This is a genomic window from Caballeronia zhejiangensis, assembly GCF_022879815.1.
Lineage (GTDB): Bacteria > Pseudomonadota > Gammaproteobacteria > Burkholderiales > Burkholderiaceae > Caballeronia > Caballeronia zhejiangensis.
This window is the reverse complement of the sequence record NZ_CP084287.1, coordinates 126,369-144,470: the sequence shown is the minus strand read 5'-3', so window position 1 is coordinate 144,470 and position 18,102 is coordinate 126,369. Positions and strand designations below refer to the sequence as shown.

The 18,102-nt window shown below is 58.1% G+C and carries 17 protein-coding genes and 3 pseudogenes; 11 read left to right on the top strand and 9 right to left on the bottom strand.

The features are described 5' to 3' along the window. Positions 1-84: 84 nt before the first annotated feature. Together LDZ23_RS30255 and LDZ23_RS30250 are read right to left on the bottom strand one after the other, a co-directional pair. Complete coding sequence (locus tag LDZ23_RS30255) at positions 85-582, bottom strand: hypothetical protein (protein WP_244808675.1); 498 nt, start codon at positions 580-582, stop codon at positions 85-87. 151 nt (positions 583-733) lie between these two features. Then, entirely contained in the window at positions 734-1,123 is a 390-nt protein-coding gene (locus tag LDZ23_RS30250) for a hypothetical protein (RefSeq protein ID WP_244808674.1), read from the bottom strand. 268 nt (positions 1,124-1,391) lie between these two features. On the opposite strand from LDZ23_RS30250, the gene LDZ23_RS30245 reads away from it, so the two are divergent. Continuing rightward, positions 1,392-1,586: a CsbD family protein gene (locus LDZ23_RS30245; RefSeq protein WP_244808673.1), complete on the top strand. Its 195-nt coding sequence runs from the start codon at positions 1,392-1,394 to the stop codon at positions 1,584-1,586. 2,022 nt (positions 1,587-3,608) lie between these two features. Here the strand turns inward: LDZ23_RS30245 and LDZ23_RS30240 are convergent. The 4 genes from LDZ23_RS30240 to LDZ23_RS30225 all read right to left on the bottom strand — a co-directional run bounded on the left by LDZ23_RS30240 (position 3,609) and on the right by LDZ23_RS30225 (position 6,696). Next, the gene (locus LDZ23_RS30240) at positions 3,609-4,100 is read right to left on the bottom strand and encodes a DUF421 domain-containing protein (RefSeq protein ID WP_244808672.1); all 492 of its coding nucleotides are present in this window, start codon (positions 4,098-4,100) and stop codon (positions 3,609-3,611) included. Between the two features lie 53 nt (positions 4,101-4,153). Further along, complete coding sequence (locus tag LDZ23_RS30235; protein WP_244808850.1) at positions 4,154-4,747, bottom strand: ParB/Srx family N-terminal domain-containing protein; 594 nt, start codon at positions 4,745-4,747, stop codon at positions 4,154-4,156. Positions 4,748-5,275: 528 nt separating this feature from the next. Then, entirely contained in the window at positions 5,276-6,199 is a 924-nt protein-coding gene (locus LDZ23_RS30230; RefSeq protein ID WP_244808670.1) for a hypothetical protein, read from the bottom strand. A 311-nt stretch (positions 6,200-6,510) separates the two neighbouring features. Continuing rightward, the gene (locus LDZ23_RS30225) at positions 6,511-6,696 is read right to left on the bottom strand and encodes a hypothetical protein (protein WP_244808669.1); all 186 of its coding nucleotides are present in this window, start codon (positions 6,694-6,696) and stop codon (positions 6,511-6,513) included. 341 nt (positions 6,697-7,037) lie between these two features. On the opposite strand from LDZ23_RS30225, the gene LDZ23_RS30220 reads away from it, so the two are divergent. Further along, the gene (locus tag LDZ23_RS30220) at positions 7,038-7,634 is read left to right on the top strand and encodes a CBS domain-containing protein (protein ID WP_244808668.1); all 597 of its coding nucleotides are present in this window, start codon (positions 7,038-7,040) and stop codon (positions 7,632-7,634) included. 179 nt (positions 7,635-7,813) lie between these two features. After that, positions 7,814-8,116 (top strand): superinfection immunity protein, encoded by a 303-nt coding sequence (locus tag LDZ23_RS30215; protein ID WP_342346288.1) that lies wholly within the window; start codon positions 7,814-7,816, stop codon positions 8,114-8,116. A 1,259-nt stretch (positions 8,117-9,375) separates the two neighbouring features. Here the strand turns inward: LDZ23_RS30215 and LDZ23_RS30210 are convergent. Beyond that, a complete protein-coding gene (locus tag LDZ23_RS30210) occupies positions 9,376-10,395 on the bottom strand; it encodes an IS110 family RNA-guided transposase (RefSeq protein ID WP_244808667.1) in 1,020 nt (339 codons plus the stop codon). A 125-nt stretch (positions 10,396-10,520) separates the two neighbouring features. Between LDZ23_RS30210 and LDZ23_RS30205 the strand changes: the two are divergent. From LDZ23_RS30205 to istB, 4 genes and pseudogenes are all read left to right on the top strand, one after another. Then, positions 10,521-10,799, top strand: a pseudogene (locus LDZ23_RS30205) (IS21 family transposase); the annotation flags it as partial. 110 nt (positions 10,800-10,909) lie between these two features. Beyond that, positions 10,910-11,941: an IS110 family RNA-guided transposase gene (locus tag LDZ23_RS30200; protein ID WP_244808666.1), complete on the top strand. Its 1,032-nt coding sequence runs from the start codon at positions 10,910-10,912 to the stop codon at positions 11,939-11,941. 261 nt (positions 11,942-12,202) lie between these two features. Then, positions 12,203-13,423: pseudogene (gene istA, locus LDZ23_RS30195) on the top strand (IS21 family transposase); the annotation flags it as partial. Between the two features lie 12 nt (positions 13,424-13,435). Continuing rightward, positions 13,436-14,202: pseudogene (gene istB, locus LDZ23_RS30190) on the top strand (IS21-like element helper ATPase IstB). A 219-nt stretch (positions 14,203-14,421) separates the two neighbouring features. On the opposite strand, the gene LDZ23_RS30185 reads toward istB, so the two are convergent. After that, positions 14,422-15,495 carry a hybrid sensor histidine kinase/response regulator gene (locus LDZ23_RS30185; protein ID WP_244808665.1) on the bottom strand — a complete coding sequence of 358 codons (1,074 nt, stop codon included), beginning with the start codon at positions 15,493-15,495 and terminating at the stop codon, positions 14,422-14,424. A gap of 468 nt (positions 15,496-15,963) precedes the next feature. On the opposite strand from LDZ23_RS30185, the gene LDZ23_RS30180 reads away from it, so the two are divergent. Together LDZ23_RS30180 and LDZ23_RS30175 are read left to right on the top strand one after the other, a co-directional pair. Next, entirely contained in the window at positions 15,964-16,407 is a 444-nt protein-coding gene (locus tag LDZ23_RS30180; RefSeq protein ID WP_244808664.1) for a universal stress protein, read from the top strand. 62 nt (positions 16,408-16,469) lie between these two features. Continuing rightward, entirely contained in the window at positions 16,470-16,790 is a 321-nt protein-coding gene (locus LDZ23_RS30175; RefSeq protein ID WP_244808662.1) for a DUF1840 domain-containing protein, read from the top strand. Positions 16,791-16,871: 81 nt separating this feature from the next. Here LDZ23_RS30175 and LDZ23_RS30170 read toward each other — a convergent pair whose 3' ends face one another. After that, a complete protein-coding gene (locus LDZ23_RS30170) occupies positions 16,872-17,057 on the bottom strand; it encodes a hypothetical protein (protein WP_244808661.1) in 186 nt (61 codons plus the stop codon). Between the two features lie 120 nt (positions 17,058-17,177). Here LDZ23_RS30170 and LDZ23_RS30165 point away from each other — a divergent pair, with 120 nt between their 5' ends. Both LDZ23_RS30165 and LDZ23_RS30160 read left to right on the top strand, forming a co-directional pair. Continuing rightward, a complete protein-coding gene (locus tag LDZ23_RS30165) occupies positions 17,178-17,552 on the top strand; it encodes a sensory rhodopsin transducer (protein WP_244808660.1) in 375 nt (124 codons plus the stop codon). 68 nt (positions 17,553-17,620) lie between these two features. Further along, complete coding sequence (locus LDZ23_RS30160; RefSeq protein WP_244808659.1) at positions 17,621-18,037, top strand: low affinity iron permease family protein; 417 nt, start codon at positions 17,621-17,623, stop codon at positions 18,035-18,037. Positions 18,038-18,102: the final 65 nt, after the last annotated feature.

The window sequence follows — 18,102 nt, the reverse complement described above, 5'->3', positions numbered from 1 at the left end:
TCGCCCAGGCCTCGACGAGCGCATCGCATTTTCCCGGTTCAGCGTGAGAGCAACGGCTTTGCCAGCGGGCTGGGCGACACCGTGCTAGTGCTTTACTTCGCCTTCCAACTCAAGGGCCAGTTCCACCGCCAACGCCGCCTGCACGTTTCCGTGCTTTTCACGGAATGCTTCGGCGCAGACTTGAATTTCCGGATGGTCTTTAAGGAACGAAGCCAGTTCCGCGTCTCTCGCGGAACTGAGCGCGGCGACGTTCGCAGGTTCAAGCGCGCGGTCCAACGTCGCGGCGTCGACGCCGAAATGCTCGCTGATAGCAGCGACCGCGTGGACAATCGGGAACGCCACATCCTCGTGCGCGTCTTTGCCGCCCTCGACGAAGAAGTAGCCTGCGCAGAGCAGGTCGCCCTTGACCTCCGCTGCGACGCGCGAGGCAAGATCGTCCTCAATTGCTCGCCTGTCGTTGCGCGCGGATTCAAACATCTGCAGCGCCTCTTCCTTCGTTGCTTCCCGCGAGTAAATTTCAACGCGGCCAGTTCCGGCGCGTTCTAGTTCGACGTAAATAATTGCCCCATCGAGTTTGGACATATGTTCCTCTGTATAAGAAGTAGTAGATCGTCGCCCCCGGACGTCAGCCGGGACGTACGCCATGGGGGCAGACTTCGAAATCATTACTTGGCGCCCGGCGGACGCGCTTGCGGTTGATCGCCTTTCGCGACGTCAGTACGGAAGCGCCCCTTCAAGCTGCTTGACGGGCCTTTAGTAGCTGTTTGATTCCTGCGCGAGTAAGACTGGGGTTTGCTGCCTTCGCCGATACGATCTCCGTCAGTTCGTCGTCCGAGTAGGCAGCGAGAACCGCGAGTTCGCTCGCACTGAAGAGCGCCTCCATCTCGGCGCGGTGCCGGGAATCGACGAAGCGCTCATATGCCCGCAGGTATTGGGCTGTGGTCGCCTCAGAGAACCCGTAGCACGTCTTGGCGAAGGCAAAAAACAGCCTCGCCCCCTTCTTCTCAGCCGCGGCCAAGCTCGAGCCTTCAGACTTGGCTTTCTCAACGCACAGTTCGACCACTTTCTTCTTGGCGGCCGATAAGGCTTCGCCAGCGATAAAAACATCTACTTTTCGCTTCAACACGGCGTTCGTTTTCCTCTCTTGTTGCCGTTACGGGATGGGGTGGGCCTTCGTATAAAGGGCAGCCCTCACCAACTCTATCGATGTTTAACGGCACGCAAGGCGGTTTCTTTCGTCACACGGGCTAGTACGGGTTCTTTTTCCGCCTGCACCGTCGTCCGAGGATCTGAAAAAGCACGCACGCGCGGTTAGGGCCGGCTTGCGCGTCGGCATGGCCTTTGCGCTGCGTGTTGTGTCTGCGCGCTGCAGGCAACTCAGGAGACAGGCCATGAATGAAGATCAGGTGAAAGGGGTCGGAGAGAAGGTGAAGGGCAAAATCAATGAGAGCGTCGGCAAGGTGACGGACGATCCAGCGCAGGAAGCCAAGGGCGACGCACAGCAGGTCGCGGGCGAGGCGCGCAAGGATCTGGGCGACGCCAAAGAGAACCTGAAAGATGCGGCCGACGACACGTCGAAACGGTAACCGCACCCCACGCGAGCCTACAAAAGCAAGAGCGTAACAAAGCGCCGGGGACTCCCGGCGCTTCAGGCGCAGAATCGTCGATAGCCAAATGCGGGCAGTTGAGCCGCGCGCGTCGCAACGTCACGCAGGCCGCGCGTCCCGTTCGTCGGTTCTTTAACTGCGGGAGCCAAAACCGGTGCCCTTGCCGCGTCGGCCACGCTAGGCGATAATTCGTATCTTCACGCTTGATTACCTATAGATGGCGAAAAATTTGCAGTATGACGCAATTAAATTGCGATCTGAACAACGCTTAGAGTACGGCCATCGACGCCGGAGTAAAAAGTAAGCCTGTTGTCGTGATTCGTATCACGGTTGCTGCTCGCAGAAAGGAGGCCCATCAAGAGTTGAGATGGTTTGCTGCGGATCTCTGTCGGACGGTTGCGCGGTATGTATGCCTGGACCCGATGTGCCGTCGAGCCGACCGATTGGCGACCGGGGTGCGGAGGAAACCGCGCGGCCGACGCAGTATTCGACACAATTGTCGCGGCGGCCGCAACATTACCCACCACCGTACGCCTACCCCGAGGGCCGCGCGCCGAACACACGCGAGGTGGTGGTGGTGCCAAGTTACATCATTGTCGACCGCGTGAGCCCGATAGCATATCGATCGTGGATGTGCTTCGTTAAGGCGCAGCGATCAGCATGCGTCCGAGTTTGAAAGATAGCCGCCGTTCGAATGTCCCACAGCGGGTGGACGCGATCGTCCGCTCATGGCCGTGGTCAGCCGATTTCGAAAGCAGGCCGCAGTCAAAGACTCAATTCAACGACGTTCTTGTTCGCAGCAGCCGAAGCAAGGAGGCTTCGGAGCATGGCCAGTTGGGAGACAAGATCCTTCCGCTGAACCTCAACAGTGTGAGCGTCCCCATTCGTGCAGCAACCGCAAACGAAACACACCGTGTCTTCACTCTGCGAGTGAAGCGAACGAAGGCAACACTCTAGCTCTGATGCAATTTGTAAAAGAATCGGGGGCTCGGCCTCGTCCTCTTCGAATTGGTCGAACATCGTCCCCAACGAGCTGTTGATTCGCTTCCAGAATCCCGACGCGAAGAGCCACTCGGAGGCTGCACCGTCCAGTATAAAGATCGGCTCCGAGATGGCGCCGCCCGCAATATAGAAGCGCGATGCCTGTAATCTGCGCATGAGGTAGCAGATAATCTAAATGTCCAAGACACCGATTGTCGACGATCTGGGTGACGGCGTCGAACGACCGGTCATGGCCGGGTTGAGGCGGAGCTGCCCGCAATGCGCTCGCCGGACAGCAGTCATTGAACGACCGAAAGATGAGGCCTCGGGCATCCTAATCGGACGATGACCTCGACCGGCGGCTCATTGCCCGGACTGAGACGTTGGGGCGCTGCCTGCCGCCCAACCCTGACAAGTGACGTTCCCCAGTGACAAAATTATTTCGCGCCGAGAGTCCTTGCCTCGTAAGGCTGAGCGGGCGTGGGCATGAGTTTCCACCGCGAGGTGACAAAATTATTGGCGCAAGAGTGACATTTTTAATGCGGTCTACGATTTCGTCGAGGAAAGTTTTGCCTTTTCGCAGCGGCACCCGGTAGGGGTTGCTACAAGATGCCTTACCTGACTTGACGCGCTATGAGATGGAGCGTGAGTCGGGTGTACGGAAGGAGTCCTTCTTGCGCTAAACAAGCGCGGCCTGTCGGGCGTCAATGTCGTCGCCCCGGGAGACCACGCGGTGTTGAAGAAGGCAATGGGTGACGATTGCAGGAAGCCGCTTGGCGGCGCTGCTACGTTCACTGCTTGGGCAACGCACTGAATATTTGCGGCACAAGGGCAATGACGACTGCCAGTGTTATAGACCGTTGTTCGTCATGCGTCGTTGCAGACGACCTCGATCCGCTTACGTGCTGAGTGACGCCGCATGCTCGACGCGGCGGACCTCTACTGAGCCGACGATAAGGCACGGGCCTGGACGTGGCGATAAGGATTCAGCGCGAAGGATAGGCGCAAGCCTGAGCGAAGTTACTTCTTCTTGCGTATGAGACTCACCTGGCCGTTTCGCTCCAGGACGGCTGCTTCCACATCGTCGAGGGTTGATGCGTGCAACTGCTGCCTGGCCGTTTCAAACACATCGGTCTTGGTGATGAGCGCGGCCGAGATTTGTTTCTCGTCGAAGTTGCCGTTCTTGAAAATCTCCCTCGGTGCACCGGCGACGATTCTTTCGAGCGCCGGTGAATGAACACACGCCCATGCCAGCGCACGGTGTATCAACACGATGACGAGCGACGCGATCGCGGTCGGTATCGCGGGCGAGGCGCCCACGATCACGCGGCTCAGCGTAGCACCCAGCAGAATCGCGACGACGTAATCGAACGGCGAGCGTTGACCAAACGACCGTCTGCCCGCAATGCGTATGAAGACCAGCGCACCGAAGAATACCGCCACGGCGCGCGCGGCCATCTGGAAGCTATCGAGGTCTTTTCCCTCGCCGAAAATAGTGAGCAACAAGCTCATTGCTCCCTCCGTTGGAAAATGCCGGTGGGCGGGCGTCTCCGGTTGTGAAGCGGTCAGGCCGCGGGACCTTGATACCCCGGAAGTCCTAATGCGGCTTTCGTCTTCGCCAGCTTGACCCCTTTCGTCGTCAGCGCAGCGAACTCCGCGTCGGTTCTTGGCTGCGGCAAGCTGTGCCGGAAGAAGTCGTCCCAGCGGAATTCCTCGAGCGGTACGTTAGTCTTTTCGTAACCACCCGCATCGCGAACCGCTGCGGAAAGGCTGCGAAAGACGTCGTCTTCGAGAGTCCATATGTGTTCACGCATGTCCTCAAACGTCATGCGCTGACCGAGAGCGTTGTAGGGGTAGGCCCAACGATTGTTCTCGAGCGTGAGCCAGAACTCGGCCGGCGAAAGCGTCGAGAAGTCTCGGACAAGAACGACAGGAACGCGCTTAACGTCCGCCCGCCAAAGCGCGGCCGCGACATGGTGGTGGTCGATGGCATACGCGTCGCCTCTCGGACCATATACAATCGGAACAGGCTTCTCCGCGATGGCCATTTCAAGTTCGTGACCCTTGAGCTTCCGATAAGTCTCGGCTTTTTTCAAAACTTCTCGTAAGCCATGCGTCAGTTGGGTTGGACGGAGCTGATCGATTTTTAGCGTCTTCATCATGTCCTCCAATCTAGTACTCCGGGTTCCGCTGGGTAGCAACTTGCGTCCGGATCGCCTGTGCATGCAGGGACGCAAACTTCGCGCCATAGGGACACGGCACTCGCCACGCTTTCGGCACGGTTATCCTTCTGCAGTCGCATCGGCATGTGGGAACAACTGTGCGTCGGCAACATTGTCCGGAGGCGTGCGCTGACGCGGCCGAGTGGCGCGCTCGTCAAAAATTAGTCATCATTGTCTAACCCGGTTTGATGATCATTCTGCTTACCAGCCGGTTAGGTCCGTCAGCGGTATAACTCGCCCTGCTCGCGCCTTGCTCATAATAGCGGCGCATCGCGATGTCGCCGGGACGACCAGTGCGCTTGCGCCGTCGTTATCAGACAGGCCAGTGCGCATGGTGCAGCGGCTACGGCGCGCTCGATCTGTATCACGGGCGCGTTTACTCACACGAGGATCGTCGACGCCCTTCCATCTATTGTTGGGCAGATACTTTTCGAGTGACGGCGTCCCGCGGGTCTTCAAATGGTGTTAGAAGCGGCCGCTTGTTTCTAGCGCCCACGCAACTGGAGGCGTCGTTTCGCATCGCCCGGCGCCGTAGTGGAAACAAACTTGGAGCAATCCGGGGACGCTCGCTGACGGCACAGTGGTGAACCAGTTTCTCATCGGACGCTGCACGCCTTCGTCAGCCAATGCGTCGTACGGGTAGGCGGCATCCCTCATGTTCACTGCCAGCCTTTCCACTGCACATCTCAAGACAGCGGATCGCTCACCGGAGGGGTGCAATCTACACAGTGCCTTCATGATCCGATTGCGCTCCGCCGCGCAACGCGCTGTAAGCAGGAGCATTTGCTGGAAAACGAAGTACAACGGCGCCCGTGAATCCTCCGGAAGCCGAGTGAGAAGCGGGAGAAGAGGGGGACTACCTCTGCTCCAACTCGTCGCGCCCACCATTACGCAAGCAAGGCGTGCCCACTCGCGCTTCGAAAGACCGAGCACTGCGCCTTCGGCCCTCGTGGACGCCAGTTCAATGACCTCTTCAAAGCTCTTTGCTCCCTTGGCTCGGTTCGCTTTGACGGACATCACCATGAGATTGCCGAGCGCATAGGCTCCGTTATTGTTGATCCTATCGACCGACCAGTCGCTTTCGGTCAAGGCGGCATGCGTCATGGAGATCAGCGTGATCGGACACATGGCGCAGTCGATCTTTCTTAAGTAGGCAGGAGTGACTTCCCGGTCGAGAATCCGGCGGCGTCGAAATGCGTTGAGCCGAAGTTGCAACCATTTCGACACGAAGCGATCGGGCAAATGCTGCGGAACGCGAAAATGCTCACGACCTGCCCGGTATCCGGCCAGTAGGCTCTGTTCGCTGGACGCGCGATCCAATGCACGGCCAAATCGAGCGAAATCCCAACCAATTTCGAATCCGGTTTCCGCAACGTCGATAGTTTGCATCGCGCTGGCCCCAAGGCAGTTCGGCCCGAAAAACTATCTAAGCTGAGACCGTTACGCGACCGTGCAGCTCAGAAACCCCGCCAAAGCGTTCAGCAATGAAGGTGCCGCCTCTCAAGCGTGTTGACGGCGACGGCTACTAGTGGCGCGACAACGATCTGTGCTCAGCATCTCGGGCAGAACGCTTCCGCAAAGAAGTTCGCGCCAGTGGCTTGAACGCATTGCGACTACTTTCGACGAGCGTTCGATCCGTCCGCCCGTCCGAAGACGGCTTGCGCCCTTCAAAGCCGCCAGTGCGTCAGAAGCTGTGCTCGCTATGTGATCGCCGGTACCGCTTCGATCAACGCCACACCTATTAATGCGCCCACCACTGCGCTGACAATCTTGGGGTGCCAGCCGTCGAGATGCAAGGCGTTCAGGAGCGCGCCGAAAAGGACGATACCGAGCAGCGCAGAAACGACGATCAGGTAGCCAATCTCGAAATCGCTGTTAATCAACATAGCCCCTCCTGTTCTTTGTGACGCAACCTAAATATATCACGATGTGATATAAGAGTGGAAGACGGATCGCCGTGTTGACCCAGCTGATATTTACCGCCCCATGTCGACCGAGCTACGGCCGGGCGTTCAATATTGTCGTAGTTGACGCGACTAATCCTCTGAAGGGTGCGCAGGTCTGCAGACGATCTTCGTCGTGGGATGGCAGCGATGGCCGTCACGCGTGTCACGACACTGCGACGGACGGGCGCTGTATCGCTCAGCCTGAAAGAGGTCCGGCGCTCCACAGTTGGGATTCAGTTACCGCTATTAGCGGCCTACACGCCGACGAGTACGAGGTAAATATGTCGACCCTCATTTTTGCAAGATGGCGAGCGCTTCTCCACAGTGCGGTTTTCCGCTTTCGTTTCCGGTATCCGCGCATCAGAAACGCCTTCACGTCACCGAATCCGAGAGGCCGGAGTGATGCGCTTCTTGAGCAACTGGAACAGCAAGCACGCTTCCGGATGCTTTTGGACATGAGGTGCGCACAGGTCATGCACGCGCCCGTAACGACCATCACTGCAGATGCAACCATTCACCAGGCACGCGCATTACTGGATAAAACGGGGTATAAACTGCTTCCTGTGACTGATCGCGAAGGGCGGCTTGTCGGTGTCGTTACGCGGGAAGATTTTTCGCCGCCTAAGCGCGACCTTCGCGTTACCTCTGAACTCAAGGAAGACCGGCCGGGCGGCGAGTTAGAAGACAAAGGGCAACGGGTTCAGACGGTCATGCAATCAGACGTCAGTACAGTCGATGTCGATACACCCATCTCCGAGGTGATTCCGCGCTTCATGGCAAACGGACATCATCACATTCCTGTCGTACGCAATGACGCGGAGTTGGTCGGAATGCTCACTCAGTCCGATCTGCTCTTGGCCGTCTGCGGCGGGCGATGAAGCTCGGTGATCGAAAACGGTCGCAAACCGGACACCTTGGATGATGGCCGGCGCTCCGTTTTTTAGTCGTGCCGTGTGTTCATAGTAATGAAGACGTCCAATTGCTCTTCACAATAGCTCAGTGTCCGCATCGTCGTTGACTTGACGCGCTCAAGGCGCAAAGGCCACCGCCGGGGTGGATGAAAATGATGAGACTTTTACTACTTCGGGAAATCCTGCTGGCCGTCGCGGTCATTGCAGTCTACCTGCTGCCTGCGATCCTCGCGGATCGGACCAAACGACATTCAGTTCTTCCGCTCGCATTGTTCAACGTGCTACTGGGATGGACGATTGTAGGCTGGTTCGCGGCGCTCTATTGGGCGTTACACCCAGACAGCCCGATCCGGTTGAAAAACATGGAATCTGACAATCGGCGCGCAGAGGCGAAGGCCACGATAGATTCACTCGTATCCCGCGCGCGCATTCGCAGTCGTTCCCGGTAACTCGCCGCACAGAAAGGGACGCGCCCCGGCACGGAGGTGGGGCACTTATCGCATGTCAATCGACGCCAACCCTCCAGTGTCGTCATGTTGCGAGGCTTCGCGGTCGTTCTCTTCTCCAAGTACCGTAGGGCAAGCGCTTCCAACCCTGCGGCGCAATCTTTCGCCAGGAAACCGGGATGCAGATCGATACCCGGCTGCAAAAAAGGAGGCAAGGAATACGGAGCATCGCAGTATCGCGCGTCGGGCGCCAAGGGTTCCGGTGTTTAAAACTCGCCCGGCGCATGATTAGGCGTTACTGCGCCGACTATGTGTGTGGACCGAGCTCCGAGAGATGCGCAACTTTGCGTCGCCTGCTGCCGGCGTTGACCTTTTGACCGCCCTTAGCTATGGGCACGACGATTGCGAGCACGAAGGCGTCTGCTCCGTTCCCGTCTCTCTCGGGGAGCGTGGACTTTAGGCCCGCCCTTCGAGAGTGGGCTCTTTTTTGAGCGTATGTCCGGCAAAGCCGAACAAGGTAGGCTGAAGTATTGGCCGGTTGACGCGCGCCGTAGCCGCCGCCGCTGCTGCGGACAATGTCGAGGAAGTCATCGACCGGCCACATTCGAGCGAAAGAATAGTATTGCGCATTGATCATGCGACGGAGCAGATTAGCACCACACGAAAGTATCCGCGGTCGCCTCGCATAAGCAAGCTCCAGCACATGGTCATCAGTCATGGCCTGCGATTTGAAGTTGCGGCTGACGCAGCAGGGAGTCGCCGCGCCGCTACGGTCGCGCCACGGTAAGCTGCGTATTTCGGACGAAGGTGACCGGCCGTTTCGGGATCGTGACCGGCGATTTCGGCAACGTGACCGGCCGTTTCGGGAACGTGACCGAACGGACCGGACGACAGGACTGGCGTTGCGCATGACATCAACCACGCGAGCTATGCTCGCCGGCTTTTGCCGGAGAGAGCATGCCCGCGCACCGGATGAACATGCGCATGTATATGAACGCCTCCCTTTTGCGAAGCAGAAGTGCACGCTGACAGGTAGATGGACTGCTGCTGTATATCCGGCCTTGATGCAGTGCAAGACGCACACTGCGGGCCCCGATGAAATTCGCTTACTCGCGCCTCTTTGATCAAGCGAGCTTGAAGCTCGTATGCGCATTCAGGTTTGGCGAGTACCGGTCCGACCTATCTCGTCATCGCTTCGACTGCCGACGCAACCTATGGACAAGCGGGCTTACACTAACGCCGTCTTCTCGACGAATTCTCGATTAGGCGGGTCTAGTACTGACGTGCCCCTGTTGGTAAGGGCAGTCATGGCTGAGAATCGCCCAAATTATTCGGGCAATCTTGTTTGCTATCGCGACAACCACTACATTTGCCGGCCTGCGCTGTTTGATCTGCTCAAGCCACGGATTAGGTTGCTTGTAGCGGTACAGGACACTTCGCGCGCCATGTATCAGCAACGTGCGCAGGTACGTGTCGCCACGTCTGCTGATTCGCCCAAGAACCACCTTTCCGCCGGAACCAGTCTGCCGGGGCACCAAGCCAATCCAGGCGGCAAACTCACGTCCGGATTTGAAGGCACGCACGTCACCCATCGAGGCGACGGCTGCAGTCGCGGTCAACGTGCCGACGCCGGGTATTGCAGTAATCGCTTTGACGCCGTTATCGTTAATAGCGGCTTGTTGAAGTCGCCGTTCAATCGTAGACACTTGATCGTCGATTTTCGATAACGCGGCCCACTGTTCCCGCAGCGTATCAATGAGCGCGAGTGGAAGCCGTTCAGAAACGCGCGCCAATATCATGGGCATTGCCTTATCGAGCGCAAGGCGACCTCGTGCAGTGACCTCACCATACTCGGTCAAGAGTCCGCGCAGGCAGTTTATCTGCATAGTGCGGAACTTGATCAGCTGCTGGCGCAATCGGTGCAGCGCCAAGATTGCCTGCTGCGCCTCGGTTTTTACGGCTACCGGTTTGCTCGGCTGCTGCAACGCGAGCCATATCGCTTGAGCGTCTGCTGCGTCGTTCTTGTTACGGATGTTGAAGGCCTTTACGAATTCCGCTGGCATCAGCTTGACCTCGTGCCCTAGCGCCACCAGTTGTCGCGCCCAATGCTGCGAACCGCCGCATGCCTCCATGCCGATAAGGCATGGGGCCCGATTCGCAAAGTGTTCGAGAAGCTTCGCACGCTTTATCGGCTTGTTGATGACCTCGCCCGTGGCAGCGTCAACAAAGTGTATTTGGAAGACACGCTTCGCGATATCGATCCCAACCGGCGTAAGGTTCATCTCGGTCTCTCCTGGAGTCAAATGGCACAGGTCGTAACGACTCGTCAAGCTTAGTGCGTTTGCATCGCATCCGCCGTTGCTAGGCCAATTCCCTGACGCGACCATGGCGGGAGGCGTTCATTTCATTGATCAAGGACGTTTTACGACTTAAGTTCGACGGCGGTTTCTCGCATGATCGAATCGCCGCGTCGCTGGGCATTTCCAAGGGCGTGGTCACGAAGTACGTCGGACTGGCGGGTGCCGCCGGGCTGGATTGGGCGATCGCCTGTGATATGGACGAGGGCGAGCTCGAGCGACGGCTTCTTGGCAAGCCCACCGGACCCGCGGCCTATGCACAGCCCGACTACGGTCGCATTCATCAAGAGCTGCGCCGCAAGGGCGTGACGCTGACGTTGCTGTGGGAATGAAATGAGCGCCTCCCGCCCTGCGCCGACGCTATAACTACAACAGCGGCAGATTCTCGATTTCGTTTGGGAGGATCATGGGTCTTCCCAAACCGGTTCGGAGAACACCCATGAAGCTCACGCCCGTCGGAATCGACATTGCAAAGAACATGATGCAAGTGCATTACGTTGATGCGAATACAGGTGAGATCGTAAATCGGTCCGTGAAGCGCGCGAAGTTCTTAGAACACTTCGCAAACCGTGCGCCGTGTTTAATCGGAATGGAAGCTTGCGGTGGCGCGCATCATTGGGCCCGCCAACTCACCAAGATGGGACACCAGGTCAAACTGATGCCGGCGGAGTTCGTGAAGGCTTTCAACATCAGGAACAAAAACGACAGTGCGGATGCGCGCGCAATTTGGCTTGCGGTACAGCAGCCGAGCAAACCAGTTGCAGTCAAGACTGAAAGTCAACAGGCGATGCTTGCGCTTCATCGTGCGCGAGAACAACTGGTAGCTTTCCGCACGATGCAGATAAACGGTCTTCGTGGGATGTTGACCGAATACGGCGAAGTGATGAACAAAGGCCGTGCTGCTCTGATTGAAGCTATACCGCAAGTTCTCGCCCGCGTTGCAGCGCGATTGCCAGCAGTTCTGATCGATACCTTACGCGAACAATGGAGCCGGATTGCCGAACTCGATGAGCAAATCGCCCGAATCGAACGACGCATGCGGGACTGGCGGAAGGATGATCCTGCGGTCAAAGCGATATGCGAGATTCCGGGCGTTGGCCTGCTCACAGGAACGGCGGCGGTCGCGATGATGGGTGATGTCAAGGCATTTAAGTCCGGCCGCGAGTTTGCTGCTTGGATCGGGCTTGTCCCGAAACAAACGGGTTCAGGCGGGAGGGTGCAACTTCACGGTATCAGTAAACGCGGAAACGGATATCTCCGAATGCTGCTCGTGCATGGTGCACGTAGTGTACTGAACAACGCAAAAGACCCCGGTCTTTGGGTCGAACAACTGAAAAAGCGGCGGCCAACGAATGTCGTTGTCGTTGCACTGGCAAACAAGTTGGCCAGAACTATCTGGGCGGTTCTCGCACACGGCCATCCGTATGAGAAGGGATATGTTAGCGAGAAGCCGATCGTGAAGGTCGTATAGCACAGGAACGAAGAAGGAATGGTTTAGAACAAAGGTTGCGCGGGCGGCGTATGTGATGACATGACAGGTCGGACCGGGATTCGCTAAACCTGAAAATTCCATGGAGCTTCGCGCTCGATGTGGGAGTGAGGTGCGAGTCAGCGGATTTCATAGGGGGCCGCAGCAGGTTGAATCGCTGCCACAAGCCCGGATATAGAGCAGCAACCCATCCTGTCACGGAGTGAGCATATCGATGCTTGTGCAAAGGGAGGCGCTCATATAGAGGAATATCAGGCGGAGTTCGCGAATCGGAAGACTTATCGTTACACGCAATTCTGCGAGCACTATAAGGCGTTCGCGAAACGGCTGAAGCGCTCGATGCGGCAGATCCACCGTGCTGGCGAGAAGCTATTCGTCGACTTCGCCGGTCCCACGTTGCCGTTGACCACAGGGCGCCGCGCGCACATCTTCGTGGCCGCCATGGGCGCATCGAGCTATACATTCGCATGCGCCACGCCAGCCGAGACGATGGAGGACTGGCTGAGTGGTATCGCCCGCGCGCTGACCTTCTACGGCGGCGTTCCCCAACTGATCGTGCCGGACAACCCGCGCGCGATGATCGCCGGTCCCGATCGCTATGAGCCTCGCGCCGGCGACACCGTGCTGGACTTCGCGCGTCACTACGGCACCTCATTTCTGCCTGCACGCGTTTATCGCCCGCAGGATAAGCCGAAGGTTGAAGTGGCGGTTCAGGTGGTCGAACGTTGGATCATGGCGCGCCTGCGTCATCGCCAGTTCGAGTCGGTCCAGTCGGTCGACGACGCGATCCGCCCGCTACTGAAGAACTTGAACGAGCGCCCGTTTCAGAAGCTGCCTGGATGCCGCGCCAGCGCGTTCACCGAATTAGACGCGCCGGCCCTACAGCCACTGCCGGTGCAGCCGTATGAGCTCGCGCGCATCAAGGCAGTGACGGTCCACATCGACTACCACATCGAGATCGATAAACATCGCTACAGCGTTCCTCACGCGCTTGTTGGACTCAAGCTCGATGCGCGCATCACTGCGGGCGCTGTCGAGTTGTTGCATCGCGGTCGCCGTGTGGCCAGCCATGCTCGCAATGATCGCGTAGGAGGCTACACCACCGTCGTCGAGCACATGCCGGCGGCACACCGCGCCCATCTCGAATGGACTCCGCAGCGGCTTATCCACTGGGGTCAGCAGATTGGCGGCGCCACCGGCGCGCTCGTCGCGCGGCTTCTGCAGGAACAGCGCCATCCCGAGCACGGCTATCGGGCGTGCCTTGGCTTGCTCTCACTCTCACGTCGCTATGGTCGCGACCGTCTCGAAGCGGCGTGCGCGTTGGCGCTCGAATTGGGTGTACATCGTTACCGCCACGTGCGCGACATCCTCATCAACAACCGCGACCGCGCGGCAGCGACCACGCCTGTCGAATGGGTCAGTCCGAGTCACGCGCATGTCCGTGGCCCCAGCTACTACCAATAAAGAGAACCCGCAATGATGATGCACCAAACCTTGACGCAACTACGCACCCTGAAGTTGGATGGGTTCGCTGACGGATTGGAAGAGCAACTGACGCAGCCCGGCACTGCGGCTCTGAGCTTCGAGGAACGCCTGTCGTTGCTGGTCGACCGGGAAGCAAGTTGGCGCGATGATCGTCGCCGCACCCGACTGCTCAAGCAAGCGCGCCTGAAGTATCCGCAGGCCGCCATGAAGATCTCGACACCCGCGCTGGTCGAGGCGTGGACCCACGTTCGCTCACGAGCCTGGCTCTCGGTGACTGGGTCGAGTCGGGATACAGCCTGCTCATTAGCGGCCCAACCGGTGCCGGTAAGTCATGGCTCGCTTGTGCCCTCGCGCAGTATGCCTGCCGACGAGGGCACTCCGCGTTGTACTTGCGCGTGCCTCGTCTCGGCGAGGAACTGCGCGTCCTCCACGGCAACGGCGGCTTCACCAAATGGTTGCTGCAGGTCGCTCGCGTTGATGTTCTCCTGCTGGACGATTGGGGAATGGCTGCCCTCGACGCGATGGTTCGCAACGATTTGCTCGAGATGATTGATGACCGGTCTGCCGGTAAAGCCACGATCGTGACCAGCCAGCTACCAATCGAACACTGGCATGGCTGGATAGGCGACGAGACGATCGCCGACGCAATGCTAGATCGCCTTATGCAGCGTCATCACCGTATCAAACTGACGGGCGAATCTCTCAGAAAACCATCTCCGAAACCCAGCGTGCTCGAACCAGAACTCGACCAAAACTAGCAAGGAAATCTACAATCGACACCGCGCAACGCCCGACCTTGCCAAACGGTCACGTTCCCGAAATCGGCGGTCACGTTCGCCGAAATATGCAGTAAGCGACCGAATCCCGTTCCGTGGCCACGGCAAGCTAGCTGCATTGATTACATATTGGCACTCACCCTCCGCTGAACTGCGATACAAGTTGGAGACAATTGGGGTTACCGGGCGCCGGTCGCGGGCTCAGCCGCAGGTTGCCAGTAGATCGAGCAATGCGTTGATGTCAACCGGCTTGACGAAATGGCGATCGAATCCAGCGGCTTGTGCCTTTAGCCGGTCTTCCGCCTGCCCATAGCCGGTAATCGCAACCAGGATCGGTATCTTGCGCCCTTTAGCGCGCAGGCGTCCTGCCAATTGGTATCCATCCATCCGCGGCAGACCGATGTCGAGCAACGCGACGTCAGGCTGAAACGTTGAGGCCTGTTGTATGGCCTCTTCGGGATCGTAACAAGTCCGGGTCACATGTCCTTCTGACTGACAAACCAGGGAAAGGGAGTCGGCGGCATCCCGGTTGTCATCGACGATCAAGATCTTGAGGTCGTTTCGCGGTGCGCGCACCGGTGCGCGGTGGTTGTCAGCGATGCCAGGAACCTCGTCTTGTCGATTCAACCGCGGGAACGTGATCCTGACGGTGGTCCCAAGGCCAGGTCCGGGACTTTCGATATGTATTGAGCCTTCGTGCATTTCAACCAGCTTGCGCACCAGAGACAGTCCGATGCCCAAACCTCCCTTCGATCGGTCGAGCCTACGCTCTCCTTGCAAAAACAAGTCAAAGATTCGCGGCAGCAAGTCGGCCGCGACGCCTGCGCCAGTGTCCTCAACGACGATCGTGACATGAGCGGAGTCTGCTGATACGCACACACGAATTTCGCCCTCAGCCGGCGTGTACTTGCACGAGTTCTGCAGAACGTTCACCAAGATCTGCGTCATACGCGTCGTATCACCGCAAACCCAGACGGTGTCTCTGGGAACGTCAATCGTCAACCGCTGCTTGTTCTCTTCGACTTGCGGGGCAACTGACTCAGCCGCGCCGTAGACAACGCCGCCGATCAAGAGCGGCTCCCGTTTCAAAACGATGCGCCCCTGCGTAATACGCGAGACCTCGAGCAGATCGTCCACAAGTCGCGTCAGGTGGGTAATCTGGCGTTCCATTGTGGCAAGGAGGAATTGCCCGTCGCTTACAGATGTACCGCGACGAAGCAGACTCACCACGGTTCTGAGCGGTGCGAGCGGATTCCTGAGTTCATGCGCCAGCATCGCCAGGAATTCGAAGTGGCGCCGACGGGAGCGGCTAGCTCTAGCTTCATGGTGGCCTTGCCACCGGTGTGTGACGGGATTGAGCCGGTGAGCTGAGAATAAAAACAATACCATCCAGAATTGCAACGGACGGCGCAAGCCGGATTGCGGGATGTCCTGTCCGTCCAGCGAGAGGTAAAAGGACTTTCAGCGAGCGGGCGGTGCATGAGAAGTAATGCGCGCCCCATTCTTTGAAGTCAGCAAATTGTGCGGCTCCTTATTCGCCAACGCGTCGCCGGCAATGAGCTGGTAGCGATGGCCGCCGCTCCCGCTTCGAACAGTTCACGACGGCCGCCGAACCATCTGCTGGTTCCCAAATGCGCTGACGTACGTCATACGCCGGAGATAGAAAGGGTTCGCCCGTCCGCTGGCTATTTCCGCAAAATGTATCATAATGTGATGTATCCGCGCTGAAGACGCGGAGGAACCGTGACCAGCTATCACCGAATCCTGTTGTGTTATGACGGCACGGCCGAAGGGCGCCGCGCGCTTCGTCTCGGCGCTCAACTCGCCCGCGACCTTCACGTTGAAACACATCTGCTGGCGGTTATCGACGACACGGAGTGGATGCAGGGCCTCCCCGTCATTCCTGCAATGTCGTTTGCGCATGAGCAACAGACCGCGAAGGCGTTGCTGGAGGAAGGCGTGGACAAGTTGGCGGATCTCGGCGTCGTAGCGCAAGGCCATCTGGCGGTCGGGAATCCAATAATGGAAATTTCCGCTTGCGCAAAAGCGCTCGATATCGATCTGATCGTCGTCGGGCATCACCGGAGCGGTCGTTTCTACCGTTGGTTGACCGGGCAAGACGAGGGCCGGTTTTTGGATCACGTCTCCTGCAGCGTGCTCATGACAACGGGACCACAGGCGCCGTAGACGCGGTAGGAAAAGCCCGCGCCGTTTGTCCGAATCAAGCGTTCGTGCCAAGGAGTATGACAATGCTGATAAAATTCCATTCGAAGGCCACGCCCGATGTTGTCATGTTGCGCGACCTCGCCGGCTATCTTCTAGCCGTTATCGGTAAGCGCATCGGGTCCCGAGGCGTCATCCTGCATAGCGAGTTTGACAACGCGATCGATCGCCTGGAGACAGTTCTGAAGGAAGACGAAGGTATCGCTTACGAGCACGGTGCGATTTATCGTCCCCTGTCGCGTACTGCCGAGCGGACCGGGATGGGTCTCCAATCGCGGGCGCTGCCATTCCTCGATATGTTGCGGGAAGCTAGGCGCAAAGACGCGGACATTATCTGGAGCGCATAGAAAGCGAGCGGCGTCTCGTGCGGATCGAGCAAACCAGATTCTCGGCGCCGCCGGTGCAAAGCGTCACCACAAGGATCACCGCTAGGAAATGATCGGCACCGCTTCGATCAGCGCAAAGCCAATCAGCGCGCCCAGCACCGCGCCCACCACCCGCGGATGCCAGCGCTCGAGATGCAGCCTCGCGAACAGCGCTCCAACGAAGATGATTCCCAGGAGCGAAAAGACGGTGATGACATATCCTATCTCGAAGTCGTTGTTAATCAACATGGCTCCTCCAACCTCGTCCTTTCCTAAAATATATATCATGATGTGATGTATGCAAGCGGCGAAAGGAGCGGTTATTGCTGAATCATTGTTGGTGGAACGGGCGATGGATGAGGAGGATGCATGCGCGCGATAGGAAAAAACAGATGGGCGATCGCTGAAGGCTATCTGCCGCCTTATAGCAATGGTCCCGGACCTGACCTGCAGAGCCATGAGGCGGCGTGCATCCTCAATGCGGGCGACGAAGACGCACATATCGAACTTACAGTCTTCTTCAAGGATCGGGCACCCGCTGGGCCATACCGCGTCACCGTGCCAGCCCAGCGGACGTTGCATATGCGCTTCAATGATCTCTGCGAACCCGAGAAGATCCCAACTGGGACTGAGTACGCGAGCTACTTCGAATCGGATGTACCTGTGGTCATTCAGCACACTCGCCTGGATTCGCGGCAATCAGAGCTGGCTTTGCTGAGCACGGTCGCATTTGGCAGCGACTGACACTTCACGGCGCGAAACGTCGAGCGCCAACGCACGTGGCCTGCTATATAGGTTGGTGGAGACGAGAGATGAAGACTTCCTGGTTCCTTAGCTTCTCGAATTCACTCGCTCGACTGGCGGGGCGCTCCTGGACGTTCGTCACTGCTGGAAGCCTCGTTGTTGTTTGGGCAGCATCGGGCCCGCTGTTTCACTTCAGCGATACTTGGCAACTGGTGATCAATACATCGACGACGATCGTTACGTTCCTCATGGTATTTCTGATTCAGAACACTCAGAATCGAGACACGGCGGCCATGCAGATCAAACTCGATGAGATCATCCGAGCGATTGACACTGCGCACAACGCGCTGCTCGATCTTGAACAACTGGATCAGAAGGAACTCGCCGATTTTCGGAAGCATTACGAGAGACTTGCAAAGATAGCGCGCAGCGATTTGCGGTCGTCAAGCAGCGGCGCAAAAATCGTGGACGGTGTCAAGCACTAGCCAAGCGCGCGCGAGGGCGCAGTGCTCAGGAAAGCAAGCCTGCAGAGTGCAATCGACATGTTGCA